Annotated in this window: 18 protein-coding genes; 11 read left to right on the forward strand and 7 right to left on the reverse strand. The window is 56.0% G+C overall.

The features are described 5' to 3' along the window. The first annotated feature begins 65 nt into the window (after positions 1–65). Positions 66–1,109 (forward strand): glycosyltransferase family 2 protein, encoded by a 1,044-nt coding sequence (locus VFX97_19600; GenBank protein ID HEX5705415.1) that lies wholly within the window; start codon positions 66–68, stop codon positions 1,107–1,109. A 9-nt stretch (positions 1,110–1,118) separates the two neighbouring features. Here VFX97_19600 and VFX97_19605 read toward each other — a convergent pair whose 3' ends face one another. Next, positions 1,119–2,156, reverse strand: coding sequence for a glycosyltransferase family 61 protein (locus VFX97_19605; protein HEX5705416.1), 1,038 nt, complete (start codon positions 2,154–2,156; stop codon positions 1,119–1,121). 208 nt (positions 2,157–2,364) lie between these two features. Here VFX97_19605 and VFX97_19610 point away from each other — a divergent pair, with 208 nt between their 5' ends. Further along, entirely contained in the window at positions 2,365–3,342 is a 978-nt protein-coding gene (locus tag VFX97_19610) for a hypothetical protein (GenBank protein HEX5705417.1), read from the forward strand. A gap of 65 nt (positions 3,343–3,407) precedes the next feature. On the opposite strand, the gene VFX97_19615 is transcribed toward VFX97_19610, so the two are convergent. Beyond that, positions 3,408–4,205 (reverse strand): FkbM family methyltransferase, encoded by a 798-nt coding sequence (locus tag VFX97_19615; GenBank protein HEX5705418.1) that lies wholly within the window; start codon positions 4,203–4,205, stop codon positions 3,408–3,410. 185 nt (positions 4,206–4,390) lie between these two features. Between VFX97_19615 and VFX97_19620 the strand changes: the two genes are divergently transcribed. The 4 genes from VFX97_19620 (at position 4,391) to VFX97_19635 (ending at position 10,139) form a co-directional block, all read left to right on the forward strand. Then, positions 4,391–5,341 (forward strand): glycosyltransferase family 2 protein, encoded by a 951-nt coding sequence (locus VFX97_19620; GenBank protein ID HEX5705419.1) that lies wholly within the window; start codon positions 4,391–4,393, stop codon positions 5,339–5,341. An 18-nt stretch (positions 5,342–5,359) separates the two neighbouring features. Next, a complete protein-coding gene (locus VFX97_19625; protein ID HEX5705420.1) occupies positions 5,360–6,349 on the forward strand; it encodes a GDP-mannose 4,6-dehydratase in 990 nt (329 codons plus the stop codon). Positions 6,350–6,385: 36 nt separating this feature from the next. Then, a complete protein-coding gene (gene murC / locus VFX97_19630) occupies positions 6,386–7,903 on the forward strand; it encodes a UDP-N-acetylmuramate--L-alanine ligase (GenBank protein HEX5705421.1) in 1,518 nt (505 codons plus the stop codon). Positions 7,904–8,222: 319 nt separating this feature from the next. Next, positions 8,223–10,139 (forward strand): FG-GAP-like repeat-containing protein, encoded by a 1,917-nt coding sequence (locus VFX97_19635; protein ID HEX5705422.1) that lies wholly within the window; start codon positions 8,223–8,225, stop codon positions 10,137–10,139. A gap of 246 nt (positions 10,140–10,385) precedes the next feature. On the opposite strand, the gene VFX97_19640 is transcribed toward VFX97_19635, so the two are convergent. Continuing rightward, positions 10,386–12,794 (reverse strand): protein kinase, encoded by a 2,409-nt coding sequence (locus tag VFX97_19640; protein ID HEX5705423.1) that lies wholly within the window; start codon positions 12,792–12,794, stop codon positions 10,386–10,388. Positions 12,795–12,942: 148 nt separating this feature from the next. After that, positions 12,943–13,536 (reverse strand): sigma-70 family RNA polymerase sigma factor, encoded by a 594-nt coding sequence (locus tag VFX97_19645; GenBank protein ID HEX5705424.1) that lies wholly within the window; start codon positions 13,534–13,536, stop codon positions 12,943–12,945. 152 nt (positions 13,537–13,688) lie between these two features. On the opposite strand from VFX97_19645, the gene VFX97_19650 reads away from it, so the two are divergent. Further along, entirely contained in the window at positions 13,689–16,127 is a 2,439-nt protein-coding gene (locus VFX97_19650) for a hypothetical protein (GenBank protein ID HEX5705425.1), read from the forward strand. 134 nt (positions 16,128–16,261) lie between these two features. Here VFX97_19650 and VFX97_19655 read toward each other — a convergent pair whose 3' ends face one another. The 3 genes from VFX97_19655 to VFX97_19665 all read right to left on the reverse strand — a co-directional run bounded on the left by VFX97_19655 (position 16,262) and on the right by VFX97_19665 (position 21,140). Further along, the gene (locus tag VFX97_19655) at positions 16,262–17,977 is read right to left on the reverse strand and encodes a 5'-nucleotidase C-terminal domain-containing protein (protein ID HEX5705426.1); all 1,716 of its coding nucleotides are present in this window, start codon (positions 17,975–17,977) and stop codon (positions 16,262–16,264) included. Between the two features lie 225 nt (positions 17,978–18,202). Further along, on the reverse strand, positions 18,203–19,912 hold the full coding sequence (locus VFX97_19660) for a glycosyltransferase family 39 protein (GenBank protein HEX5705427.1): 1,710 nt from the start codon (positions 19,910–19,912) through the stop codon (positions 18,203–18,205). A 4-nt stretch (positions 19,913–19,916) separates the two neighbouring features. Further along, complete coding sequence (locus VFX97_19665) at positions 19,917–21,140, reverse strand: lysylphosphatidylglycerol synthase transmembrane domain-containing protein (protein HEX5705428.1); 1,224 nt, start codon at positions 21,138–21,140, stop codon at positions 19,917–19,919. Positions 21,141–21,503: 363 nt separating this feature from the next. Between VFX97_19665 and VFX97_19670 the strand changes: the two genes are divergently transcribed. The 4 genes from VFX97_19670 (at position 21,504) to VFX97_19685 (ending at position 26,298) form a co-directional block, all read left to right on the forward strand. After that, positions 21,504–22,685 carry an acyl-CoA dehydrogenase gene (locus VFX97_19670; protein ID HEX5705429.1) on the forward strand — a complete coding sequence of 394 codons (1,182 nt, stop codon included), beginning with the start codon at positions 21,504–21,506 and terminating at the stop codon, positions 22,683–22,685. Positions 22,686–22,818: 133 nt separating this feature from the next. Continuing rightward, entirely contained in the window at positions 22,819–23,130 is a 312-nt protein-coding gene (locus tag VFX97_19675) for a hypothetical protein (GenBank protein ID HEX5705430.1), read from the forward strand. Between the two features lie 67 nt (positions 23,131–23,197). Continuing rightward, the gene (locus VFX97_19680; protein ID HEX5705431.1) at positions 23,198–25,468 is read left to right on the forward strand and encodes a dehydrogenase E1 component subunit alpha/beta; all 2,271 of its coding nucleotides are present in this window, start codon (positions 23,198–23,200) and stop codon (positions 25,466–25,468) included. 272 nt (positions 25,469–25,740) lie between these two features. Continuing rightward, a complete protein-coding gene (locus tag VFX97_19685) occupies positions 25,741–26,298 on the forward strand; it encodes a YdeI/OmpD-associated family protein (GenBank protein ID HEX5705432.1) in 558 nt (185 codons plus the stop codon). Position 26,299 lies beyond the last annotated feature (1 nt).

Here is a 26,299-nt window from a genome sequence, read left to right on the forward strand (position 1 = left end):
AGGAATGAGATGTTGCTCACCCGGATTTGGGCCGGCCATCACCTTAACAAAGCAGGGAAAGTTTCTTGAACCAAGTTGTGAACAGGTTGTCGGTGGCCATGTGCACTTTTAATGGTGCCCGCTACCTCCAGGCGCAACTGGACAGCATTGCTTCACAAACACGGCCGCCTGACGAGCTGGTGATCTGCGATGATTGCTCGTCCGACGAGACGATAACGATCATCGAGAACTTCGCCCGTCACTCTTCATTCCCCGTCCATCTGCACCTTAATGATCGGAATCTCGGTTCGACCAGAAATTTTGAAAAGGCCACCGGGCTCTGTAGCGGCGAACTGATCGTGTTCGCCGATCAGGATGACGTGTGGAAGCCTGAGAAACTTCGTTTGCTCGAAGTCGAATTCGCAAAGCGTCCGGACGTTGGACTGGTTTTTAGCGATGCCGAAATCGTTGACGAGAAATTGCACCCAGTCGGCCAGCGAATGTGGAACCAGGTGGGCTTTAGCGAAAAGCAAAGACAATTAATCAGGGAAGGTCGCGCGCTTGATGTGTTGTTGCCCGGGTGGAGCGTGACCGGCGCAACCATGGCTTTCCGCTCGAAGTTCCGCGATCTTATCCTTCCCATCCCGACGAGTCTTCCCATGATTCACGATGGATGGATTGCGTTGATGGTGGCCGCGGTTGCCGAAGTGGAGTTCATCGATGAACCGCTGATCCTCTACCGCCAGCATAGCGAGCAGCAAATCGGCGCCCCGGTCGGACGCGTCAACGAAAAAACGGGAGTGCCTCTGGTTGAGGTTATCCAACGTGCCGCAAACCAACAGAATTCCTATTCCGAACTAACGGCAATTATCGACGTGGTGAGCCAAAGACTGGGTCGGGCAGATAATTTAATGGTCCCGAGAGAGACGCTGGCCGATCTCGAAAGCCGGCGCAGGCATTTACGTGCGCGCAGTGAGCTCCCGGCCACGCTTACGGGCAGATTCGCGGTGGTGTTGAAAGAGCTAACTTCGGGGCGCTACCATCGTTACTCAAATGGCTTTGCCAGCGCCTCTAAAGATCTGGTTAGAGGCGACCGCGGCGCTAATCAAAGCCTAAAGCTGAAAGCGTAGGCGGCCGGACTACTTACCGATTATTTGATCAAGGTTGCGCGCAAGCTGTTCGACGTTAACAAACAGATCTGCCGTGTGTGCGTCTTCACCATCTGGCAAGGGATCGCACGTCTGGTAAAAATATTTCAGGTTGAGGGCGGAAGCCAGAGTGAAATAACAATTATTAACCCGGTCGGTCTTGTGACGAAGCTCCAGCACGCTACCTCCCGATTGCAGGAAGAGCATGTTAGTCAAACCCGCCCCGTGATTTGAGACTAGATAGCGGGTTTGTGAAAACAATCTTACTTGCTCAGCGAAGCCTAAGTCTTCGGCGTGAATTATCTCAAAATCAAATTTGCGCAAAGCTGCGCTGACTTCAGCTTCATTCACGATCCGTCTTTTCGGCGCGTGCGCGCGACTAATATAAACTCTCCTGGCAAGTGCGGAGGGTTCAGTAAAGTAATCGAGTAATTGCTTGCGAACGCCGCGAATTATCTCTTCGCGAAAATGTCCTGAAGGAGCGATGGGCGTCGGGAGCAGGAGCCGTTTGCATCTGACTACTTCATGAGGTGCAATGAACTCTACGTTTTGCACGTCAAAACTCTTTAAAGAAGCTTGCACGTAATCAAATTGGGCATAGTGATGAGGCAAAAGTAAGATCTCATCCTGCAAATTCGCGCGAATCAGCGTGAGCCGGCTGAGCGCGTCCGAAAGCCAATGGAAATAACCACTGCTCCACTGATCAACGATCCAGAAGGCCGTCTTATCGAGCTTTCGAGTTTTTCTTAAAAGATAGTTGCTGGCGATAAACTTAACTCTGCTGCGTTTCTTCCACTCGTCAAGCAGAAAAGGGAAAGCAAAGGATTCTTTAAGAATCTTTCCGTCTTTGAACAACAACCCGTCAGAGCTGATTCGGACGTCGTGCAATTCCAGAAGAGACGTCTCTGGGATAACTTTTTCCAGTTCGTGTGCGAACAGTTGCCGATCGTTTTCGTCGAAATTCAGCGGAAGCCGGCGCGAGACCATTTGCGGCTTCAGGATTGGATCAGAGGCGTTCAACTGTCGCATTCCCATGACTTTTGCTCGGGATCCTGCGGGTTTCACAACCAGCTTGAGTGGCATCACTTTAACATGCCTGGCGTCGGGTGCTTATCGTTGCTCTACATCGCCGCCAGCCTGCGATAGAATTTGGAGCAATATTGGTCAGGCATGCCACGCTTCCTCGCCAACATTGCAATCTGTCCGAGAACGAACGCAGTTCAAGGAGTGAACGACCGTGAAGAATTTAGTGCTGGGATTGGTAAAGAATTATAGCTTCGAGCAGATCCGCCCCTTTGTGGCCTCTCTCCGCTCGACGGGATACGACGGCGACATCTGCCTGATGCATTCGGACATCGATCAAGACAGTCTGGATGCTCTGCGCCAATATGACGTGATCCTAACTCCGTTTACGATGGGCCGCATAAATCTGGGTTTCAGGCGGGTACATTTTTGTACTCTGCTCAGTAAGATTTCCCAGAGCCCTTTGAATCGCGTTTATCCGATTTATCGACTTTATGCCCGCATGGTCGGCTGGCTGTCTGATCGAAAACCCGATCCCGCGCTCGCCAAATGCCGGCTGGCTGCCGCAACCTTCAACGTTTATTGCGTGCGCTATCCGCTCTATTACCTTTTTCTCTCACAGAATCGCGGCAAGTACGACAAGGTAATGCTCGCCGATGTGCGAGACGTCATCTTCCAGCGCGACCCATTTGATTTTGACTCACCGGCCGAGCTCAATTGTTTTCTTGAAGATGATCGTCAGGTGATTGCCGACTGTCCTTACAACTCAAACTGGTTGCGAAGCGGTTTTGGTGAAGAGACCTTGCGGGCCTTTGGCGGTAAACTGGTTTCCTGTTCCGGAGTCACCGTCGGAAGTTATGACGCGATCATGCGCTATCTTGAGCTGATGGTCGACGAGATGGTGCAGCTCAAATCTCATCCGGCCGGAATGGATCAGGGCGTGCACAACTATCTGCTCTATATGGGCAAGCTAAACGGCGCTCACGTGTTTCCCAACGGCGCTGCTCCGGTGTTGACCATGGGCAAGACAGTCGATCTCCCCACACCTATCGACGATGAAGGCCGCGTCCTTAATAACGACGGCAGCGTGGCGAACGTCCTTCACCAATACGACCGTCACATTGAACTTGGCAAGCTGGAATTAGATGAGACCGGCGGCCGCACGCGAGTTCGAAGTCTCGTCACAAGCTGACAAGGGAATTTGGTTTTCCAGTCGCGTCGGTTTCTGACTGGAACGCGACCCATCTCGTCCCATCTCTAGTTGAAAGATTCGTTGCTCAAAAGCGTAGAATCAGCGCGCAAAAAAATCAGGTCCGACTGCCACAATGCATTATCAAGAGGCCTTCTGATAAACGAACAGATGTCATAGACACGAAAGTTGCGCTCCGCCATGAACTGGAGCACCTCATTCACCAGCGGCGCCCCCTTGTTTACTCCCATCAGCGAGACTTCCATCAAAACCGCTTGCGCATTTTGCAGCGTGGAGTGTGCGCCCTTCAGAACTTCGAGCTCATAACCCTGGACGTCAAGCTTCAGAAAATCCACTTTTTCAAAGCCGGCTTCCCGGGAAACGCTATCCAAAGGCCGCATAGGATATTCGGCGGTCGATCGCGGAATGCTGCTTTGTTCGAACATGACAGACGAGCCGGTTTCAAGTTCATAAAACTGAACGCGGTCGCGGGACTCAGCTCCCAGCAAGCTTATTCGGTACGCCACGTCGCCCTGAAATTGCGCGCAAACTTGCCGCAGATCATTTTCCCTGAGAGTTTGCGCCTCGATCATCAACACCTTCGCTTCGGGAAAGATTGATTTCACCATCTTCGTCCAGCCGCCAACGTATGCGCCCACGTCAACGATTTGCGCGGGACAGAATCCGAGCGCCCGCATGTTTCGCAAGCTTGATTCAATCGACGCGATTTGGAAGGCCCTTCGGGTTTCATCGCGCTGACGATCCGACATCAGGGCGTAGCCGCTTCTGAAAAGGCCCCGCTTGAGCGGCTCGGGAACAATTCTTCGGGCCATTGCCTTCAGGATTTCGACGGGTTTTGAGCTCATGGGCTACAGGTACGAACGGCGACTTACCTCTTGAATGCCAATTGAAATCAGAGAGCCGGCTGCGAAGAACGGTTAATTTACTTCAAAAGCTCTTTCTGCAACAATCATGACTCGGGAATGATTCAATCAGACCATCAGGATGCCACGTCATCCGGAGCGTAAACATCCCTCAGCGTTTTGGGCCAATGACAACCCAATTATCTTTCATTATCGTTAATTGGAATGGCGGCGAATTGCTGCGCCAATGTATCGAAAGCGTGGCCCGGTTTCCGCCCAGCGTACCTTTCGATATTTTCGTTGTCGATAACGCCTCGTCTGACGACAGCGTGAAGTGGCTGAAATCTGAGGGGCTGGCTGCGCACGTCCCAGCTAAACTGCACCTAATCGAGAATTCTGAAAACGTCGGGTTCAGCCGGGCGAACAATCAGGCCATTGCCGAGAGCAAGTCCGACATGTTGTTCCTGCTCAATCCGGACACTCAGGTGACCGAAGGCGCCATCGACACTCTCATAAACACTTTGCATCTCGACGAGCGCATCGGCGCCTGCGGACCGCGTTTGTTGAATCCGGATGGCAGTTTGCAGCACAGCGTGTGGCGTAATCCGCCCACGCCATGGGAGATTCTGACTGCGGGTCTGGGTCTTTGGCGGTTGCTGCCAAAGAGGTTACGTGGTGAACTGCTGCTGGGCGGACATTGGGATCACGCGCGGCGGCGGGATGTCCCGATGCTCTTTGGCGCGGCGCTGCTGGCGCGACGCGAAATGATTGACGATGTGGGCTCGCTTGATGAACGTTTCCACATGTACGCTGAGGATAATGAGTGGTGCCTGCGCATGAGACGCGGCGGTTGGCGGGTAGTGTTCGAGCCTGACGCCGAAATCGTCCATCAAGGCAGTCCATTTTCTCTGCAACGCTGGGGAACTCTTGGCAAGCTGCGCGCACAAACTGAATCCAGCCTGGATTTTCAACGACGATGCTTATCGCGAATTCACGCCATCGGGAACCTTGCCGCTGGCAGTCTGGTGATGTTTTTTCATAAGATCTGGCGGACCAGTCGCAGCCGGCCTCGTGAGGAGATTCAGCTATTGCTGGACATATATCTCGCCGGCCTCCGGCAAACGCGGAGCGGAACCTGATTCCTTAATAAAACTAAAATGAAAGCCTTGATTACTGGGATAACGGGCCAGGACGGAAGTTATCTCGCTGAGCACCTGCTCGACCTCGGTTACGAGGTGCACGGCTTGGTTCGGCGCGTGGCGATGGAAGATCCCCAGCGCCGCTTCACGCGAATCTCACACTTGCTCGACAAAGTGATGTTGCACCCCGCGAGCCTGGAAAGTTATCCAAGCATATTCAACGTCGTCAGCCGCAACCAATTCGACGAGTGTTACCATCTGGCCGCGCAATCGTTCGTTGCCGAAAGCTTTGCCGACGGTTTTTCGACAATGAACACAAACATCAACGGCACGCACTACATTCTGGCAGCGCTGCGTGAGCTTCAACCACGCTGCCGCTTTTATTTCGCCGGTTCGTCAGAAATGTTCGGCAAGGTGCGCGAAGTACCCCAGAAAGAAACCACGCCGTTTCATCCGCGCTCGCCGTACGGCATCAGCAAAGTTGCCGGTTTCGATCTCACGCGTAATTACCGCGAAGCCTACGACATGTTCTGCGTCAGCGGCATATCGTTCAATCACGAAAGCCCGCGTCGCGGATTCGAATTTGTAACCCGGAAAATCACCGCGGCGGTGGCGCGCATCAAAGCCGGCCAGCAGAAGGATCTCAGTCTTGGTAACCTTGAAGCGCGGCGCGACTGGGGACACGCAAAGGATTACGTGCGCGCAATGTACCTGATGTTGCAGCAGGACACGCCTGACGATTTTGTGGTTGCCAGTGGCGCATCGCACACCGTACGGCAGTTTTGTGAATTAGCGTTCGGGCAGGCGGGCCTTGATTACCGCGACTATGTGGTGCAGGACGATCGCTTCTATCGCCCCGCGGAAGTCGAATCGTTGATTGGCGACGCAACGAAGGCGCGCACCGTTTTGGGCTGGGCGCCGGAACATGATTTCGAGGCACTTGTGAAAGACATGGTTAGTCACGACATCGCTACGGTTTCCAATTCAGCAGCTGCTGTCACGGCGTAATTCGTCACATCTCGCCGAGCATTAACTACCTAAAGCATGCACTACCACTTAATCGGCATCTGCGGAACTGCGATGGCTTCGCTTGCGGGAATGCTGCAAGCGCGCGGCCATCACGTGACTGGCTCCGATGAGCACGTCTATCCGCCGATGTCCACGATGCTCGAGAGTCTGGGCATTCCGATCATGCGTGGCTACAAACCGGCGCATCTGTATTTCTCCCCTCTCCGCGAGCGGAGAGGGGTTGGGGGAGAGGTCGACAACTCCGTTAACCCCACCCCTAACCCCTCCCCGCTTGCGGTGAGGGGAATACCTGATTGCGTCATCGTAGGGAATGCGATCCCGCGTGGCAATCCCGAAGTTGAAGAGACATTGAACCGGCGGCTTGTTTATCGATCTCAAGCTGAAGTCGTCAAAGAAGAGTTCATTCGCGGCCGCCGGTCTCTGGTAATCGCCGGCACGCATGGCAAGACAACTACGACAAGTCTGGCCGCCTGGGTAATCGATCAGTGCGGCCTGAATCCGTCGTTTCTGGTCGGGGGCGTGGTGCAGAATTTCGGCGTCAGCTTTCGCGTGCGCGAAAGCGACTACTTCATCATCGAAGGCGATGAATACGACACGGCCTACTTCGACAAAGGTCCGAAGTTCATGCACTACCTGCCCGAAATCGCCGTGGTCAACAATATCGAATTCGATCACGCGGACATTTACAAAGATCTCGATGCGGTGAAACTGGCATTCCGGCGGTTAATGAATCTGGTCCCCGGCAACGGAAAGTTGATTGCCGGCTGGGACAGTCCGCACGTGCGTGACGTCGTCGGGTCTTTTGGTGAGAAGCTTTTCACCCAACTGGAAACGTTTGGCACCTGCGAAGATGCGAAGTGGCAGGCGCGCGACATTCGTTACGCCGGCGGCATGACACACTTTAGGGTTCTCCGTGAAGGAGCGCCGTGGGCCGAGTTTCAGACGCCGATAATCGGTGAGTTCAACGTAAGAAATTGTCTGGCGGTGATCATCGCCGCTGACGCCTGGGGCGCAGACCGCAAATCGATCTCTGACGCCCTCGCGAGCTTCCAAAGCGTCCGTCGCCGCTGTGAAGTGCGCGGGGAAGTAAGCGGCGTAACTATCATCGACGATTTTGCCCACCATCCCACGGCGGTGCGCGAGACTCTTGCGGCGCTGCGCACGAAGTACGCCGGCCGCCGGCTGGTGGCCGTGTTCGAACCGCGTTCGCGCACGTCCTGTCACGCCACCTTTCAGGACCTTTATGTTGATGCCTTCGCGCCGGCTGATTACGTGATTGTCTCGCGCGTTTACGATGCGCAGCGCGCGGCTGAAATGGGTGGAGTGCTCGACATTGAAAGACTGATTGAAGACATCGCGGCGACGGGCAAACCATCCCACGCCATCACTGAAGTCGATGACATCGTCGCGCAGTTGCGTAAAGAGGCTCGCTCAGGCGATGTGATCGCGGTCATGTCGAATGGCGGGTTCGGTGGAATTCACGAGAAGCTGCTCACGGCGCTGTCAGAGCCATCTGCGGTAGCGGGTGGTTAATCTATGCGCCGCCGCGAAACTTTCTTACGTTGTTCACAGGCTTTACCTCAAAAGTCTTCTGACGCCAGGCACTAACCGTTCTCATTCACACCGAGGCTTTAGCCCGGTATCACGCTTCGCATCAACAACCAGAAACGGTTAAAACGTTTCACGGATCGATCACCGCGCTAAAGCGACGGCCTGAACTTTTTGAACTAGGGCAGGAAAATTCGTGGATCCGGCGGGATTTCGCTCCTCATCCAAACCCAACTTGGTGTAAATTAGGGCCCCCGGGCAACGCTACCGGTTGCAGCCCAAAGCAACCTCAGGAGAAATACTCATGAATAGATTTAAGTTGGTGTTGCTGATCTGTCTGACAGCGACTTCGGCGTCAACGGCATCGGCTCAACCCGTGAAGTTCACTTCGCCGGCCACTTACCCCGCGGGTGCTCCTTACGTAATCACTTCGGGTGATTTCAACGGCGACGGCAAGATGGATTTAGTTGCGGGCGACGTTCAGAACAACGACGTGGTGATGCTGTTGGGAGATGGCGCCGGCGCCTTTAGCGCACCGATGAAGTACCACCAAACAGCCGCTCCGTATTATCTGGCGACGGGGGATTTTAATCGCGATGGCAAGCTTGATCTGGTAACTACAAATCCAAACGCCGCTACCATCAGTATGTTTGCCGGCAAGGGTGATGGTTCGTTTGTGGACGCGGTGAATTATTCCATCGGCAGGTACCCGACTAATGTTCGCGCAGCCGACTTCAATCGGGACGGTTGGCCGGACTTGGCGCTGCTGGACGGCAACAATAACGTAGCCGTCTTAATCAATAACAAGAACGGTACGTTTCAGAACCCGGTGAGCTATGCGCTGGTACATCTTACCGGCACCCTCACCGTGGCCGATGTGAACGGCGATGGCAACGCTGATCTGATTCCGCAACTCCGCAGCGAGAAAAAGGTCATGGTGCTGCGCGGGAAAGGAGATGGCACTTTTCACCCGCCTTTAAGTTCCAGCAGTGCGTCGAGTGATCCCGGCACCGGCCCGTATTCAATCATCACTGGGGATTTTGATCGAGACGGAAAACTTGATCTGGCTTTAGTTGATGAGCTGCTGAAGATCATGAAGGGAAACGGGGACGGAACGTTCGGCGCACCCAGTTTCAGTTTTCGCTTTCGCAACACGGCTCCTGATGTAAAAATCGGAGACCTGAACGGGGACGGAAAGCTCGATCTCGTGGCCTCCGGCGTCTTCAGCGCTCAGGCGCTGCAAATCATGCTGGGAGTTGGTGACGGTACCTTCCAGGACGCCGGCGATCAGGTCCAGGGCAGCAGCAGCATTTCCGTGGTGGTCGCGGACCTTAATGGCGACACCCGCGTCGATCTGGCCGCCAACGTGAACAGCCAGCTAACCGTGGCGCTGGTGAACGTGACGCCCGGCAATCTCGACGACACCAGTTACTTTGTGCACCAACAATATGTGGATTTCCTGGCGCGCGAGCCGGACGCGGATGGCTTCAATTTTTGGAGCAACGAAATCGCCGGCTGCGCCGGCAACCAGCCGTGCATAGAGGTAAAGCGCGTCAACGTTTCCGCGGCATTCTATCTGTCCATTGAACATCAGGAGACCGCTTTCCTGGTTGAGCGGCTTTATAAAGCTGCTTACGGAGATGCCACTGGATCTTCAACGAATGGTGGTCCGCATCAGTTGACAGTCCCCATCGTGCGCTGGCACGAGCTGTCGGTTGACGCGCAGCAGATTGCTGAAGGCGTTATCGTGCGCGAAACGGGCTGGCCCGCGGTCCTCGAAAACAACAAGCAGAACTTTGTGAAGCAATTCGTGCAGCGTGCGCGGTTCGCCGCCGCCTTTCCCACCTCGATGACGCCTGCGGAATTCGTGGACAAACTAGATCAGAATGGCGGACGCGTTCTGTCGCCCGCGGAAATCGCCACTGCGGTCGCGTTGTTCGGCGGCGCGAACAATACCGCCAACACGACTGCCCGGGCTGAGGCGCTCCGGCAGGTGGCTGAAGATCGCGACCTCTACCAGGCCGAGTTGAACCGGGCCTTTGTGCTCATGCAGTACTTTGGATACTTTCGTCGCAATCCGAACGAAGGTCGCGACAGCGACTATTCGGGATACGAGTTCTGGTTGAACAAGCTGAATTCATTCAACGGGAATTTCGTCGAGGCAGAGATGGTGAAGGCTTTCATCACCTCGACCGAATACCGGAATCGTTTTACGCAGTAAGCTGACGAACTGTCCGCGCGTGTTACTGCGCGCCTACAATTTCGCCAGTGTTGATCGCTCAGTTCGTTTTTCTTTCTCACGAGCCTGAACAGCCACAACGGCAACTTCATACAGGCGGAGATGGTGAACGCTTTCTTCTCTCCACCGAATACCGGCAGCGCTTCGGCCCGTAACGGCCGCATAAAATAAGTTCGTAGGGCCGTTGTTCGATGGATCAGCTCACCCTTCAGCGGTTGACGGCCCATCTTACCTCTCCTGTGTAAAAGCAGAAGCTCCAGGTGCGCCAAGTTTCTCGAGCAATTTACGCGCGCGGACGGCTTCCGGGTGCTGTTCACTGTGGGTGCGAGCGAGATACTCATAGTTTTGCGTAAGCCGCGTCTTGGCTTCGTCCTCGCGTTTCATCAACACGAGAGCTTCGGCTAACAGAATCCCGCTCGCGAATTTCTCTCCGTAGGGGACGTCATCAAGCAGCGCGAGCGCGTCTCGCAGATAGGCGGCGGCGCGTGCGGGGCGGTTGGTTCTGGCGTGAGTCAGGCTCAACAGGATCAGCCCTCTTAACTGGTACTGGGATTTGCGGAAGGCGCTGCGACGCAGCAGGTCGAGCGCCGACGCGGCCTCTCGTTCGGCGTCCGCGTATGCGCCCTGAACGTAATGAATCTCCGCGAGCCAGAGCAGGATATTAATGTGCGTCGGGTGCGTTTCATTGTGGGTCTGGCGGGAAATGTCGAGCGCTTCGCCCAAGTACTTTTCGGCTCGCCCGAACTCGCCCTTGTACATCGCGAGGTTTCCGAGACCCTCCAGTGTCTGTGGTGATGACATTTTCCCGTTCGGCGTCCGATTCAAGTTAGCGAGCGCAGTCTGGAAGTAAGTTTCGGCCTGACTGAGATCCCCCCGCGCCATGTAAAGGAAACCCAGCGTGGCGACCAGGCCATTGGTCAGTACGTGCTCGTCGCCGTATCTCTGCCGCGCCAAATCCAAGCCCTCACGCGCCGCCTGTTCCGCCGCCACCCTCTCGCCCACGCGATTCAAAGAACTTGAAAAGTCTGCCAGAAGATAAGGGACGTTGGTATTGTTCGGATCAACCGCGCGGAACATTTCGAGCGCTTGACGAAAAAGCGCGATGGCGGCGGGGAAATCGCTGCTGGCGTGCACTGACGCAGCCAGGTAATACAGAGCCTCCGCGACTTCCGGGTGTTGCTCGCCGTAGAGTCCGCGATAAGCGTCCAACGCGGCGCGAAAGTGCGTCTGGGCCGGCTCATGCCGGCCGAGTGAGAGGTAAGTCGTCCCGACGGTGTGATGCAGCTCGGCGCGAATCTCCGGCTCGTTTTTCAACTCGGCATCAATCCTTCGGCCCGCCTGCTCGAGCACGTCAACTACTTTGATCTCGCCGCGCTGTCCGAAGCCCGACGAATACCAATGCGGATTGGCCGACGCGAAAATAGACTGCAGAAATTGGTTGATGCGCGCGGCTTTGGCCGCTTCGAGGCGCGCACGGTCGCGTTGCTCGGCGGCGATTCGCGCCTGATGAGTGGCTCGCCTCGCCTGCCAGACAGTGGCGATGATCCCGCCGATGAGCGTAGCCAATACGATGGCCGCCGCCGCCACGCCAATCTTATTTCGCTTTATGAACTTTCCCGCGCGGTAAGAGAACGAGTCTTTCTGAGCGCGAACCGGCAAACCATCCAGATACCGCTGCACGTCTTCGGCCAACTGGACCGCTGAAGCGTAGCGGCGTGCAGGATCTTCACGCCGCGCCATCGCGACGATATTTTCCAACTCGACGCTTGCGATTTTTTTGTCCGGCGAGCGCTTTGTTCCGTGCAAGAGGTCGCGGAGCAGAACGCCCAGGGAGTACACATCCGAGGCCGTAGTGACTGGCGCGCCACTGACCTGTTCCGGTGAGGCATATTCAAGAGTGAAGGCGCGCATTTCGGTGCGCGTGTGCTCGCCCGTTTGCTCCTCGTCAATCAGCTTGGCGATACCGAAGTCTAAAAGCTTCGGTACGCTGTCCTTTGTGACCAGAATGTTAGAAGGCTTGATGTCACGATGGACGACGAGGTGCTGGTGCGCGTATGAGACGCCGCGGCAGACTTCGAGAAATAATCTCAGCTCTTCGCGGGTTGAGAGTTTGCCTTCTTGACAGTAGTTGTCAATGCGTGCGCCTTCGACATATTCCATCACCAGATAGGGCTCGCCGTCATCGGAAACGCCGCCGTCCATCAAGCGCGCGATGTTCGGATGATTGAGCGAAGCAAGTATTTGGCGCTCGCGGCGGAAGCGTCGCTTGAGTTCAGTGTCAGCGAAGCTGCGGCGAACGACCTTGAGCGCCACCTTGTGCTCGAACTCGCCGTCAGCACGCTCGGCCAGGAAAACCGTGCCCATGCCGCCGCGACCGATCTCGTGAATGATGCGATAGTTACCAACCGTCTGCCCCACCCGCTCGTCCCGGTCCTGGTCGAAAAAATCCGCCGAAAGGGCCAGGGCCGGGGCATCGAGAAAGCCGTTTGTGTTCTTCTCGCAGGCGAGCAGGGATTCGACCTCGCGCCGTAAATCCGGCGAGTCTAACCCGTCGAGAAACTCTTGACGCTCGTCGGATTCAAGCTCCAACGCGGCGTCCAGCAGTTCTTCGATCTTGCTCCATTCCTCGCTTCGCATTACTGCACACAAACGCGTGATTCGTGAGTGAAAAGTGACACAGGTCAGAACCGCCTGCGTCAGGGGCGGGTATCTTCAGAAGCGGGTCGGTATTATCAATTGTTTTGCCCTAACCTGACTATTACCCGCCCGCTTCTGACTTAAACCCTTACCCGCCCGCTGACGCAGGCGGTTCTGACGTTGAGAGTTCGCGGTAGAGCCAGAGTCGTGCTTTCTTCCAGTCTCGCAGCACGGTGCGGGTGGTGACGCCGAGGACTTCGGCGATCTCCTCATCGTTCAGCCCGCCGAAAAAACGCATCTCGACAACCTTGCCTTTGCGTTTGTCGAATTGCGACAGCTTCTCCAACGCTTCGTCGAGCGCGACGAAATCAGCCGCGCGCTGTTCGAGCGGGACTTGCACGTCGTCGATTGAAAGCCGAATCGCGCCGCCGCCGCGTTTCTCGGCAGCGTGGGCGCGCGCATGGTCAACAAGCACGCGGCGCATCATTCTCGCTGCAATGCCGTAGAAGTGCGCGCGGTTCTGCCAGTTGACGCGGGTTTGGTCAACCAGACGGACATAAGCCTCGTGGACCAGGGCCGTCGGCTGCAGGGTGTGATCGCCGCGCTCTTTTACCAGGAACGAGCGCGCCAGGCGCCGCAACTCGTCATAGACGAAGGGCATCAGGCGCTCCTGTGCTTTTTGGTCGCCACCGCTCCAGTCGTTCAGAATTTGCGTGACGTCGTGTTGCGCATCGCCGCTCATCCGATCTTCAACCCTCCCCGGGTTCGCCGAGATATTCGGGATATTAACGCGAAAGTCTTTGCCTCAAAAATTATTTCTTTACTCGTGTCAGTTTCCTCCGCCGCGCGCCGCGTGTGTATGTGAATCCAAACCTCATAAGGAGATCCGGAAACATGAAAGCACTTAAATCGGCAAAATTTACCAGGCAAAGAACTAGTCTTCGTCTCCGCCTAATCGGCATCGCTGCGCTGTTGGTCACGGGCTGTGTGCTCTACGCATCGAGCGCGCGCGGACCGGCCGTTTGGGCGCAATCGCCTTTGGTCGGTGACTACGACACCAGCTTTGCCACTCCGCGGGGCTATTACGTTGACCCCGAAACTCCGGTTCCTCCGGCAACGGACACATTTCAAACGTATTTCCACACGGGCGAATTGCTGCTGGATGGCTCAATCATCGCTGGCGGGCGACACGTTGACAACGCTCCGAAAGGAGATTTTTATTTGAGAAAATTTACCGCGTCGGGCGCGGTGGACACTTCTTTCGGAACGGGCGGATATGTCCGCACCAATTTTCACACCGGATTCAACAGCGCAACCGGAAGCGATACCCCGTCTGTTTTGAAAGTTCAGCCGGACGGCAAAATCGTCTTTGCCGGGCAATGCACCATGGTCGAGCCCACTTCGACTTCTCAGGCGTTTGGAGTTGACGCCTGCGTAATGCGCTACAACCCGAACGGCACACTCGACTCGACGTTCGGCGGCGGAACACTTACTTACAATTGGCCCGGCTCCACCCAAAATGCGCAACTCGACCCGGGTAAAGTGATTTTCCAAACCGGAGTCGTAAGTAACGGGCAGACGTTTGGCACCAGCGGTATTTATTACGATATGGCGATTCAGCCCGACGGCAAAATCATCCTCGTTGGTGAGACGCGCAATTGGGCCAGCTTCAATGTCGCACAAGGTTACGGCGCGATCGTTGTTCGTTTAAATCCAAACGGTTCGCTCGACTCAACGTTCGGAACCAACGGGATCGCCAGATGGACTGCGCCCGAAGGTCCCGCGAATTGTTTTCCGCCGAGAAGTTTCCACGGTGTGCTGCTACAGCCGGACGGGCGAATTGTCGCCGTCGGATTTAATAGCGTGTCCACTTGCAGCGGCTCACAAGCGCCGGGAAATCGGTTCGTCGTAACGCGCTGGACTGCTGCAGGCCAGCTTGAAACGGTGCGCCATCTCGACAGCGAGACGACTTTCAACTTTCAGGACCAGGGCGCAAGCGCGGTTCTTCTCACCAGAGACGCGAGCAAAATTCTTGTGTCCGGCGCTTATAAAAATCTAGCCGCTGGTTCCCAACACCAACCGACAATGGCCCGCTTTAAGTTGAACGATTTATCGCTTGACACGACTTTCGGCACGGGCGGCATCCGTCAGAACAATGGGTGCGTGGGAGGTACTTGCGGCTTCAATTCCGGCGGACGCCTGAGCATCAGAGCGATTCAGCCGGACGGCAAGATACTCGGCGTCGACAACCTTACAGGCGGAAATATCGTTCGCTTCAACCCGGACGGTACACCCGATCAATCTTTCGGCAACCTGGGGATGGACGGCGCGGGCGGCGGGCGCGGCAGGCTGAGCGTTTCAGTGACAAATTACAACGGAGCTGTGAACCCGATCGTGGCCGGGCAAATCCTCGTACGTCCGAACGGCAGAATGAATTTAATCGGCTACAGCAATGCGCACGCCGGTCTGGGCATCCTGCGCGCCGCCGTGTCGCAGAACACAACTACAGGTGCCCAAAACCCAATTGACGACGCGCAGACCTTCACCTTCGTCCACTACTTTGACTTCCTCAACCGCGAGGCCGACGCGCCGGGGCTGGCATTCTGGACGTCAGAGATCACTTCGTGTGGCGGAAACGCTGGCTGTATTGATAATAAGCGCACCAACGTTTCGCAGGCATTCTTCTTTTCCATAGAATTTCAGCAAACCGGTTATCTGGTCTTTCGTTTCTACAAATCTAGCTTCCTTGATTCGATTGCGCGCCCGCGCGGAATGCCGCGAATGACCGAGTTCCTGGCTGATACACGCACCGTGGGCGAGGGTGTGATAGTGGGCCAGGGAAACTGGGAACAGAAGCTCCTTGAGAACCAGCAAAACTTCGCCCGTGCGTGGGTGCAGCGTGCAGAGTTTCTTGCGGCCTTCCCTTCCGATATGACTGCGCAAGCTTTCGTCGACAAGCTGTTCCTGCAGTCTGAAGTTGCACCCACGACTGCCGAGCGCAACGGAGCGATAGCGGCGTTCGGCGCCGGCGGGGTCGAAGGACGCGCAGCGGCCCTCCGGAGCGTGGCCGACTCTGGCTCGGTCTACAACAAACAATACAACCCCGCCTTCGTCCTGATGCAGTACATTGGCTATCTCCGGCGCAATCCAAATGATCACCCGGACACCAATTATGTAGGCTTCGACTTCTGGCTCACCAAGATGAACAGCTTCAGCTTTCCGGGCGAGGATGTGAGGATTGAAGAGGTGGCGCGCCGCCGTGCGCAACGCGCCGAGATGGTCCGGTCCTTCCTCCTCGCGACGGAATACCGCAGCCGGTTCGGCCAGCCTTAGTCTGCGGAATAAGTCGATCGCCGGCGGCCCTCAAGATAGCGAGGGCCGCCGCTTTTTCTTAGACGCGACAGAGTTTCACCGTTGTTGACATCGGCTGCTGTGCGGGCGCAGGCTCACGCTTGAATTGGGCGTTCTTATTGCGCTCCTACAATGCGCCAGTTGTTTGATGGTTCGGTGGGAATTCGCTTGTTACGTTCGACCCAATCGATGATGAGCTCGCGCACTTCTTCGCTCGAGCGATAAACCACGGGCGCGTTCTTGAACATCGTGAAGCCACCGCCGCCGTTCACGCGATAGTTGTTCGTGACCACGCGCAGTTTCTGTGTCAGCGACAACGGTTGTCCTTTGAACTTCAGATTCTGAATGCGCTGGCCGAACGGCTTCGTAAGATCGAGGTCATAGGTCACTCCCTCAGCCATGTCAAAGTTGTATCCCGGGATGCGCGTATCAACCAGTTCAGTCAGGCTCTTGCCCGCCTGATACTCTTTAAAATACCGCGCCGAATGTTCCAGCGCGTCTTTCAACTGTTGCCCCGTCAGCTCTAAAGTCACCAGCGTGTTCTCGTATTCGTAGAGGCTCGCAATCTCACGGACCGTCACGGCGCCGCTCGAGATGCGCGCTTCCGTATTGAAACAGGCGGCCATTGAAACGTCAGCTTTGCCGGCGTCAAGCTGCACTTTATGAATCAAGTCGATGATGGCTGTGTCCCTGGCCCGGCAGCCCTGGGCCGTCAGTTCCTTGTCTGATTCGCCAATCGTCTTACCGAGCCACGCCTGGGTTTCGTCGTGATAAGGCTGACCGAGTTTCGCCATCTCCGGATCGACCTCGGTCTTTTCCGTAACCGGAATCGTTCGCGATGACTTAGCCATCACGTGCCAGCGATTGTCGCCGCCTTTTTCCAGATACAAATCGACGCGCGCCAGGTGACTCGCCCAACGATTGGCTTGCGTCAGTAAGACGCCCTCGTTGAAGTAGCCCGAGGTGCGCTGATTCGGAATGTCCATGTAAGTTTTGATGACGTTGTTGTTCACCAGGAGCGACGGCACGTCGCGATGCGTGTGACCCATCAGGATTACATCAACGCCGGGCACCTCACGCGCAATCGCGAGTGCGGCATTTTCGTTAGGCATCTGCGAAGGGCTGCGCGTGCCCGTGCGCAAGTCTTCTTCAACACCCATGTGCATTGCGACCACGACGACATCGGCCTTTCCTTCATTGCGCAGGAGCGGCACCCACTTCTTCGCTTCACTGACAGTTTCGCGAAACTCGAGGCCTTCGTAATTAGGCACGTTCTCCCAATTCGGAATCCCCGGCGTCGTCAGACCGAGAATCGCAACGCGCACGCCCTGGACTTCTTTGATGATGTAAGGCTTGTGGTAATTCGACGGATCTCCTTTGACACGGGTGTCATAGGTGTTGGCCGACAGCCACGGAAAACTTGCTTCACTACGGGCCTTCTCCTGGACTCTCAATCCGAAGTTGTACTCGTGATTGCCAACGGCCATGGCGTCATATTTCAGCGCGCTCATGGTGAGCATCATCGGATCGGGCGGCTTGTTGTTGCGCCGGTTATGAAGGTAAGCGAGGGGCGTTCCCTGAATCGTGTCGCCCGAATCAATCAACAAAAGATCCGGGTTACTCTTGCGCGCGTCCTTGACCAGCGTCCCCACCTTCGCGATCCCGACGTTGTCGTACTTATTCGTGTAGTAGTCGATCGGAAAAATGCGTCCGTGCATGTCTGTGGTACTGAGGATGACGACGTGCGCGCGCGGTGGGGCCTGTTGCCCATCAGCAATCCACCCGACAGCCGGTAAGAGAAACAAGACCGCCAGCGCAAAAAATCTCTTCATTTCACGAATCCCTTTCATTCACACCTCGCCTCAGCGAGGTATCGTGGTGGAATAGCTGCAGTTGGGAAGGGTGGCTTGCCCCCGCAAGTTGGATGACTGACTACTGGTTACAAGAAGCTTCTGCATCCTTAACTGAGCGAATCGCAACAGCGGGGGCAAGCCACCCTTCCCAACTGCAATTAGTCTGACAGACTCGGTTGCGAGGTGTGAACGGGGAACCTTTTCTCATCGTTTCGCGTCAGTGCACGGATGCGTAATGGCGCTGGCCCCCGTTTGCGCCGAATAGACTTCCGCCGCCGTGTAGCCGCGCACGCAGCTCGCATAAACGAGGGGAAAGCGCTCGCGCACCTGCTTCAACTTTTCCTGATTCTCAAAGTAGGTGCGGCCGCGTTGCAGAATGAAATATGCGGGCGCTTGATCGGGAACAGTGAACTCAGGATCCGAAATGACACGCGACTGTAAATCGCTCCGGCCGAATTTTTCCGAGTAGTAACGGACGACACCAGGCGTTTCAGTAACGATCGCGGCGCCGGTGGGCGCGCTCGCGCATGTGAACTGAATCGCCTCTCTCAAGCCGTCGTCGTAAAACTCATCGTGCGGAAAGAAGTAAGCCGTGTAGCGATCGCCAATCACATTTGAGTAAAGCGCGTAGTGCGGCGCGCTGGCGTATGCCGTAATGGCCGGCACCACCACCACCAGGAGCAACAGCAAGCCGGTCGCCGCTACGGTCACTCCGCCTTTCGCATTCCATTTGCGGAACGCGGACGACGCCCAGCGAATCAGAAACACAATCCCCACGGCGGCAGCCATGTAAAGGAAAGGCGCCAGCGAGAGCAAATAGCGCGGCCACTTTGCGCCCATCAACGAGTAGGGAACGATCCAAAACAGGATCATGAACAAGACAAAACCGTAGTTCGCCTTGCGCCAATGTCGGAGGCTCACGAAGAACCCAATTATCGATGTCGCCAACACCGCCAACGGAACCTTGAGCGCGAGAAACAAAAGATAGAAGTAAACCGGAGTGGCCCAGAACGGCGATCGCGAAATGTTGTTCCTGTACAGGCTATCGCCCATCAGGTAGCCGGTGTGCGTCAGCAGCCGTTCTCCGGAGTACGCGTTCAAATAGTTCCACACCTTTGGCAAAAGGATCGCCGGGTTCGCGATCACAAACGCGACGCCCATGATGATGAAAAAGCTGAGCGGCGTTTTCCAGCGCGGCTCTTCCGGTCTTGGCTGCCGCACACTGTAATTATGGTGATACAGCATGTTCAGCCCGAGATAATGCGGGAAATATTTTGACGCCATCATCAGGCCGAAGCTGACTGCGCTCAGGTTCAGCAAGCGCGCCACCAGTTTGTTGTTAGTCCGATCAACTTTTTTCGCCTGGATGAAAAGATAGAACGCGAACAGCATGAAGAAGACCATCAGCGTGTCTTCTTTGCCGATCCGGTTGTAGGTGATGGCGGTAACGCCGAATGACCACAAAGCCGCCGCCCATAATCCCGTGCTGAGATCGAACAGGGCCGCCGTCAAAAGCAATAAAGGAATCGCAGTAAGCGCGCCGAACAGGGCGTTCGGCAATCGCAACGCGGCTTCGTCCGAAACGGCCTGGCTGGTCAGCGAATTCCACGCGCGAGCGCCGCGAAGCGCCACATAGATCAGCAGCTTCATCAGCATCGGATGCTCGGCATTGGCGGAAAAGTCGCCGCGATCGTACGCGCGCGCGGCCTCGACTTTGTTTATTTCATCCTCGGCAAACCCGACCGCACCCAGCCCTTTCAAACGCAGTCCCGCGCCGATGAGAATCATCAGGGCTAACGCGATGACCGCCGTTTTTTGCCACGACACGGCAAAGCCACCGCTGTGCACTGAACCGATCGCCCGCGACGAAGACAGCGCGTCACCTTTGGCTGAATTTACACCGGCAACTGACATTGAGTTAGCTGGATTGGCTTGCAGGGTTTGCGGAAACCGCAAGTTTGGCTTCCTTGGCCAGCGCCTGTTCAGCATCCCGAGCGATGGCGCGCAGCGACAAACCGCGTTGCAGCAGGAGTATCATACCCGTTGCCGCCCAAAATACATCACGCGCTTTGCGCACGATCGCGAGCGTGACGCCGGTTACCTCGGCAAATTGCAGCACCTTTGAAACTCGGCCAGTGCCCGCTTCGTCGACACCCATGCGCAGGGGGATGAATTTGAACGCGACGGTGATCACGCGATTTACCGATTCGAGAATGAACGCCGTCAAAAAAGTTGGGGGCTGATCAGGACTAATGAAGCTAAGTACTACATAAATTTCGGTGGCGCCGGCCAGGTGGAAACACGCTTCGAGCAAAACGATCGGCAGAAATCGCGATTGGTTTCGACTATAGAATCCGTAGATGCGTTCTTCGATCGACCGGGTCTTCTCAATCCATTTGGCATCCAGGCCACGCCGGTGCAGGAACCCAGCGGTTCCGCTAATGAACTTCAGGCGTTTAAAAATGAGTGAGGCTCCCAGGCCAATGACAATTACAATTACGACCAGCGTGACGATGCTGATAATTCGCAAGCCCTTCGTCACGTTGAAACTCAAAAGCAGCGCCGTCATGCCTGAGAAGATGAATAGCGCCACCGACAGTGCGTAAAAAGTATTTTCGATTGCCAGCGCTGAGATGCCGGCGGTCAAAGGCACGCGATCGCGAATCAAGGCGGGCTTGGCGGGCTCAGAAACTAAAAATCCCGCGAAGGGAATGACGTTGCCCATTGCGTCGCCCATGATGCGCGCGCGGATGGCATCGCGAAACCGCAGACGATATGGTGGTTCCATGCAAAGCGTCCACGCGATTGAGCGCACGATTTGGCGAATCGAAGAGATGGCGATCACCAGCACGAAACCGGCGCCGAGTCTCGAGATTCCCTCGAGTATCTGACCCACGCCCGCCTTGCGCACGAAATAAGCAAACAGGGCAATTCCGGCTAAGAAGGCGATGATGCCAAACGGAGTGAGCCCTTTCTTGCCGGGTCTTTTGACCGAATCTTTCGTCATTGATTTGAGCTGCCTAATCACAAAATAGATGATTGCGAAAGGTATGTCCAAACAAACGGCATTCCGCCAATAGGAAGCCTTGTAAAACGAATAAGTGAGCGTCGCGCGCCGCGGATCGTCGGAAAAATCAGACAATTGAAAGGTGTCTCATAGCTTTGCCGCGAAAGTCTGAGAGCCTTAATCTCATTCACACCGGGCTTTAGCCCGGTGATGAAAGACCGGGATATTCGAGAAACCGTTTCAACGGTTTATCAGTGTCCTTTGCTGGGCGAGTCCCTTGTAGCCATCGCGTGAGTGGCTTGAGAAGACCGTAAACCGTTCAAACGGTTCGCTAGTTCCTTGCTCTGCTTGTCACCGGGCTAAAGCCCGGTGTGAATGAAAGCTGCCTTTTCGGAAGTTTGAGGCAAGTCTATGCCACTTGCGATTTTGCGTTTTGAGTGAGCCGTTGATTATCATGTCGATTCAAGATCGTCATTCCTTTTCCGCGACCCGATCGTTATGACTAAAACCCAAACTGCAATCGAAGAGTCCTTTGCGCGTCCGCTGACCACGTTGTCGGAAGACGAACAGATGTTCCGCGACAGCGTGCGCGAGTTCGCGGAAGGCGAAATCCGCAAGCGGGTCGAAAGAATGGACGAGGCGGGCCAGATGGATGCCGACCTGATCCAGCAATGTTTCGACCTCGGCTTGATGGGCATTGAGACCCCTGAGGAGTTTGGCGGCGCGGGCGGAACTTTCTTTCAGGCGATTCTCGCGGTCGAGGAGTTGTCACGGGTCGATGCCTCGGTCGGCGTGCTGGTCGACGTGCAGAACACCCTCGTGAATAACGCCTTCGTTCGCTGGGGGAACGGGGAGCAGAAGAAAAAATATCTATCGCAGTTGGCGGCGGAAAAAGTTGGCGCCTACGCGTTGAGCGAGGCCGGATCCGGGTCCGACGCCTTCGCGATGCAGACGCGCGCAGTCGATGCCGGCGATCACTTCGTCGTGAACGGCCGCAAGCTTTGGATTACCAACGGCAAAGAGGCCGGGATTTTCGTGCTGTTCGCTAACGTGAATCCTGAGGCTGGTTACCGCGGCATCACCGCTTTCATCGTTGAGAAGACCACCGAAGGATTCTCAGTCGGCAAGAAAGAAAACAAACTCGGCATTCGCGCTTCCTCCACCACCGAACTGATTCTGGAAGACTGCAAGGTGCCGAAGGAAAACGTGCTCGGCGAAATCGGCAAGGGCTACAAAGTTTCAATCGAGACCCTCAACGAAGGGCGCATTGGCATTGGCGCGCAGATGATTGGGTTGGCGCGCGGCGCGCTCGAGGCGGCGCTGGCTTACACGAAAGAGCGGCAGCAATTCGGGAAGAGCATCAGCGAATTTCAGGGTGTCCAGTTTCAACTGGCCGACATGGCCACGGAACTGGAAGCGGCGCGCTTGATGGTTTACAACGCCGCGCGCATGAAAGACGCCGGCCAGAATTTCGTCAAAGAGGCGGCAATGGCCAAGCTGTTTTCCTCGCGCGCCGCGGAACAAATCACGTCGAAAGCGATCGAGCTGTATGGTGGCTACGGCTATGTGAAGGACTATCCCGTTGAGAAGTACTGGCGCGATTCAAAGATCGGCGCGATTTACGAGGGCACCTCGAATATGCAATTGCAAACGATCGCGAAATTGATGATAGGGAAGTAGGCCGTGTCAGAACCCGGAGCGGACCGGGGTCCCCGCGCGGGCAGCCCGCGTGGGGTTGTGGATGCGACGGGATCGAACACTCAACTTGCGTAATGATCCGGTCGGACCGCTCGCGGTTCTGACACCAACGACCATGCAATCACGAATCGAAGTCTTCGAACAGATGCTTTCGAGCGATCCGAACAACACGATGGTGTTGTTTGGCCTGGCGAAGGAATACGAAAAAGGCGGCGATGACCCGAAGGTGATCGAAACGCTCGAGCGGTATCTCACTGCGGCCGATGACGAGGGGAACGCGTACGGTATGCTGGCCCGCGCGTACGAACGCAGCAAACAGACGGATAAAGCACGCGAGTCCTATCAACGTGGAGTCGACGCCGCGACGCGCCACGGTCACCCAGGTATGGCCGAAGAATACCGCGAGTTGTTAGAAAGCGAGTTTTAGTGGCAAAGACTTCAGTCTGTGACTTCATTACGAGATACCACAGACTGAAGTCTGTGCCACAAAAATCATGAGCGACACGAAAGTTCTAAGACTAGTAAAAAAATCCGACGGCAAATTGCCCGAAGGCGTTTTCACCGCGAAGGCTGTGGCCCGTCCCGAGCCGCGCCCCGTTCCCGCGCCTGAGCCGAAACCCGCTCGCGGACGGCGACGCCACCGGCGTGATCGTGATCGCGAGCGGCCGCGCGAAGTGCCACAGCTTAACTCCGAGCAGATGGTTGAGATCTTTCGCACGATGTACTTGTCGCGGAAGCTGGATGACAAAGAAATCCAGTTGAAAGGGCAGAACAAGATCTTCTTTCAAATCAGCGGCGCGGGTCATGAAGCGATCCTGACGGCAGCGGCGATGTGTCTAAAGCCCAGCTACGACTGGTTCTATCCCTACTATCGCGATCGCGCCCTGTGTTTGGGTTTGGGGATGACGCCTGTGGAAATGCTTCTGGAGGGCGTCGGCGCCGAAGCCGATCCTAATTCGCACGGGCGCCAGATGCCTTCGCACTGGGGACACAAGAAACTCAACATCGTGTCACAGTCCTCGCCCACGGGCACGCAACTCTTGCAGGCAGTTGGCTGTGCGGAAGCTGCTTACCGGGTCAGGCTGATCAAGGACCTGAAAAAGGCGGTTAAGAATTTCCGCAACGATGAAGTTGCCTATGTCTCGCTGGGCGACGGCACTTCGAGCGAAGGCGAGTTCTGGGAAGCGCTCAACACGGCGTGCAACTTGAAGCTGCCGGTTGTGTTCCTGCTCGAAGACAACGGCTATGCGATCAGCGTTCCCGTGGAAGTGCAAACCGCGGGTGGCGATATTTCGAAATTGGTTTCAGGTTTTCCGAATCTTTACCGGCAGAAAGTCGATGGCACTGATCCGGTCGAGTCCTACGCCGCCATGTGGCGCGCCGTGGATAATTGCCGGAAGAACCGCGGCCCTTCCTTTGTTCATGCGAAGGTCATTCGGCCGTATTCGCATTCGCTGTCCGATGACGAAAAACTCTATCGCGCCGATGAAGAGCGCACCTCAGACGCCGAGCGCGATCCGATCAAGAAGTTCGGCGCGCGGATCGTCGACGAAGGCATCATCGATCAGGACAGCCTGCAAACGATCAAGGATGAAATCGATCGCGAGGTGACTGAGGCCGCCGACGCAGCGCTTGCCAGTCCGCAGCCTGCGCCTGAGACCGCGACCCTTTACGTTTACTCGCCCGATGTCGATCCGACTTCTGCGCGGTTCGACACCGAAGACAAAGTCGAACTCAGCGGCAATCCCGGCACCATGGTCGATCTCATCAACCGTTGCCTGCACACTGAGATGAAGCGCGACCCGCGCATCGTCGTGTTCGGCGAAGACGTGGCCGACTGCTCGCGCGAACAGTCCCTGGACAAGGTGAAAGGTAAAGGCGGCGTCTTCAAAGTCACGGCGAACTTGCAGCGCGAGTTTGGCAGTGCGCGCGTCTTCAATTCGCCGCTTGCCGAAGCCAACATCGTCGGGCGCGCGATCGGGATGGCGACTCGTGGTTTGAAGCCGGTTGTCGAGATCCAGTTCTTCGATTACATCTGGCCGGCGTTTCACCAGATTCGCAACGAATTGGCCGTGATGCGCTGGCGTTCGGCCAACGATTTCTCGTCGCCGATGGTCATTCGCGTTCCTGTCGGTGGTTATTTAAAAGGCGGCGCGATTTATCACTCGCAGTCGGGCGTGTCTTTGTTCACGCAAATCCCGGGCTTGCGCGTCGTTTATCCTTCGAACGCGCTGGACGCGAACGGATTGTTGCGCACGTCGATCCGTTGCGACGACCCGGTCATCTTTCTCGAGCACAAGCATCTTTATCGGCAGGCCTACAACAAGTCGCCTTATCCCGGCGAAGACTTTATGGTCCCGTTCGGGAAGGCGAAGACCGTGCGCGAGGGATCCGATGTTTCGATTATCACCTACGGAGCCCTCGTGCAGCGTTCGGTGGTGGCCGCCAAGGAAGCCGAGAAGCAGGGAATCAGCGTCGAGATAATCGACCTGCGCAGTTTGAGTCCGTACGACTGGAACGCGATTGCCGAATCCGTGAAGAAGACTTCGCGTGTGATCGTCGCGCATGAAGATTCTATTTCGTGGGGTTACGGCGCAGAGATCGCAGCGCGAATTTCCAAAGAGCTCTTCGAATACCTCGACGCTCCTGCCCACCGCGTGGGCGCGCTCGACACGTTCGTCGCCTACGCACCGCAATTGGAAGACGCGATCCTGCCGCAGGCGGCGGACGTGCTGAAGGCGATTACGGACGTGCACGGCTATTAGTCTTTCACGAAAACCTCAGAGAACGACCCTGAGAGTACGCCGCTTGCTTTCACCCCGCTAGGGGTGAAATGTTTATAGCACCGAGCCGACCTCAATCTTCAAATCTCCTTTAGGAGCGGCAGCTGAGAATATTTCGCTCCTATCGGAGCGAGAGGTTGTTTTTAGATGGTCCAGTGCTATAGACATTACGCTCCTAACGGAGCGAAGACTTGCCCTAGATAGCCTGGTACTATAAACATCTCGCCGCTCCTAACGAAGCAACCACCGACGCAATGACACCTCGCTTTTTCAAAACTCCTTCCGCCTTCCGCAAGTGGCTGGCGGCCAATCACGACAAAGCCAAAGAACTCATCGTGGGGTTCTACAAGAAAGGTTCCGGCAAACCGAGCATCACCTGGCCTGAATCTGTCGATGAAGCCCTGTGCTTCGGATGGATTGACGGCGTGCGCAAGAGAATCGATGACGATAGTTACATGATTAGATTCTCGCCGCGGAAACCGGAAAGCATCTGGAGCGCCGTCAACATTCGCAACGTCGAGCGGCTCACAGCAGAAAAGCGAATGCAGCCTGCCGGATTGAAAGCGTTCGCGGCTCGCAAGGAGAACCGTTCGGGCATCTACGCGTACGAACAACGGCCGGCAGAACTTGTCGAGCCATACGCCACACAATTCCGTCGGAACAAAGCCGCGTGGAAATTCTTTGAAGCCCAGCCTCCCTATTATCGAAAGACTCTCACGTGGTGGATCGTCAGCGCGAAGCAGGAAGAGACACGACTGAAGCGACTCGCAAAGCTGATTGAAATCTCGGCCCAGGGAAAAAGGATGCTATGAC

This window comes from Pyrinomonadaceae bacterium (assembly GCA_036277115.1).
GTDB lineage: Bacteria > Acidobacteriota > Blastocatellia > Pyrinomonadales > Pyrinomonadaceae > UBA11740.

What these genes read in the sequence shown, in the direction of transcription:
- VFX97_19605 (HEX5705416.1), bottom strand. Translation starts at nt 2,156, where the DNA reads ATGCGACAGTTGAACGCCTCTGATCCAATCCTGAAGCCGCAAATGGTC.
- VFX97_19615 (HEX5705418.1), bottom strand. Translation starts at nt 4,205, where the DNA reads ATGAGCTCAAAACCCGTCGAAATCCTGAAGGCAATGGCCCGAAGAATT.
- VFX97_19620 (HEX5705419.1), top strand. Translation starts at nt 4,391, where the DNA reads ATGACAACCCAATTATCTTTCATTATCGTTAATTGGAATGGCGGCGAA.
- VFX97_19625 (HEX5705420.1), top strand. Translation starts at nt 5,360, where the DNA reads ATGAAAGCCTTGATTACTGGGATAACGGGCCAGGACGGAAGTTATCTC.
- murC (HEX5705421.1), top strand. Translation starts at nt 6,386, where the DNA reads ATGCACTACCACTTAATCGGCATCTGCGGAACTGCGATGGCTTCGCTT.
- VFX97_19635 (HEX5705422.1), top strand. Translation starts at nt 8,223, where the DNA reads ATGAATAGATTTAAGTTGGTGTTGCTGATCTGTCTGACAGCGACTTCG.
- VFX97_19640 (HEX5705423.1), bottom strand. Translation starts at nt 12,794, where the DNA reads ATGCGAAGCGAGGAATGGAGCAAGATCGAAGAACTGCTGGACGCCGCG.
- VFX97_19645 (HEX5705424.1), bottom strand. Translation starts at nt 13,536, where the DNA reads ATGAGCGGCGATGCGCAACACGACGTCACGCAAATTCTGAACGACTGG.
- VFX97_19650 (HEX5705425.1), top strand. Translation starts at nt 13,689, where the DNA reads ATGAAAGCACTTAAATCGGCAAAATTTACCAGGCAAAGAACTAGTCTT.
- VFX97_19655 (HEX5705426.1), bottom strand. Translation starts at nt 17,977, where the DNA reads ATGAAGAGATTTTTTGCGCTGGCGGTCTTGTTTCTCTTACCGGCTGTC.
- VFX97_19660 (HEX5705427.1), bottom strand. Translation starts at nt 19,912, where the DNA reads ATGTCAGTTGCCGGTGTAAATTCAGCCAAAGGTGACGCGCTGTCTTCG.
- VFX97_19670 (HEX5705429.1), top strand. Translation starts at nt 21,504, where the DNA reads ATGACTAAAACCCAAACTGCAATCGAAGAGTCCTTTGCGCGTCCGCTG.
- VFX97_19675 (HEX5705430.1), top strand. Translation starts at nt 22,819, where the DNA reads ATGCAATCACGAATCGAAGTCTTCGAACAGATGCTTTCGAGCGATCCG.
- VFX97_19680 (HEX5705431.1), top strand. Translation starts at nt 23,198, where the DNA reads ATGAGCGACACGAAAGTTCTAAGACTAGTAAAAAAATCCGACGGCAAA.
- VFX97_19685 (HEX5705432.1), top strand. Translation starts at nt 25,741, where the DNA reads ATGACACCTCGCTTTTTCAAAACTCCTTCCGCCTTCCGCAAGTGGCTG.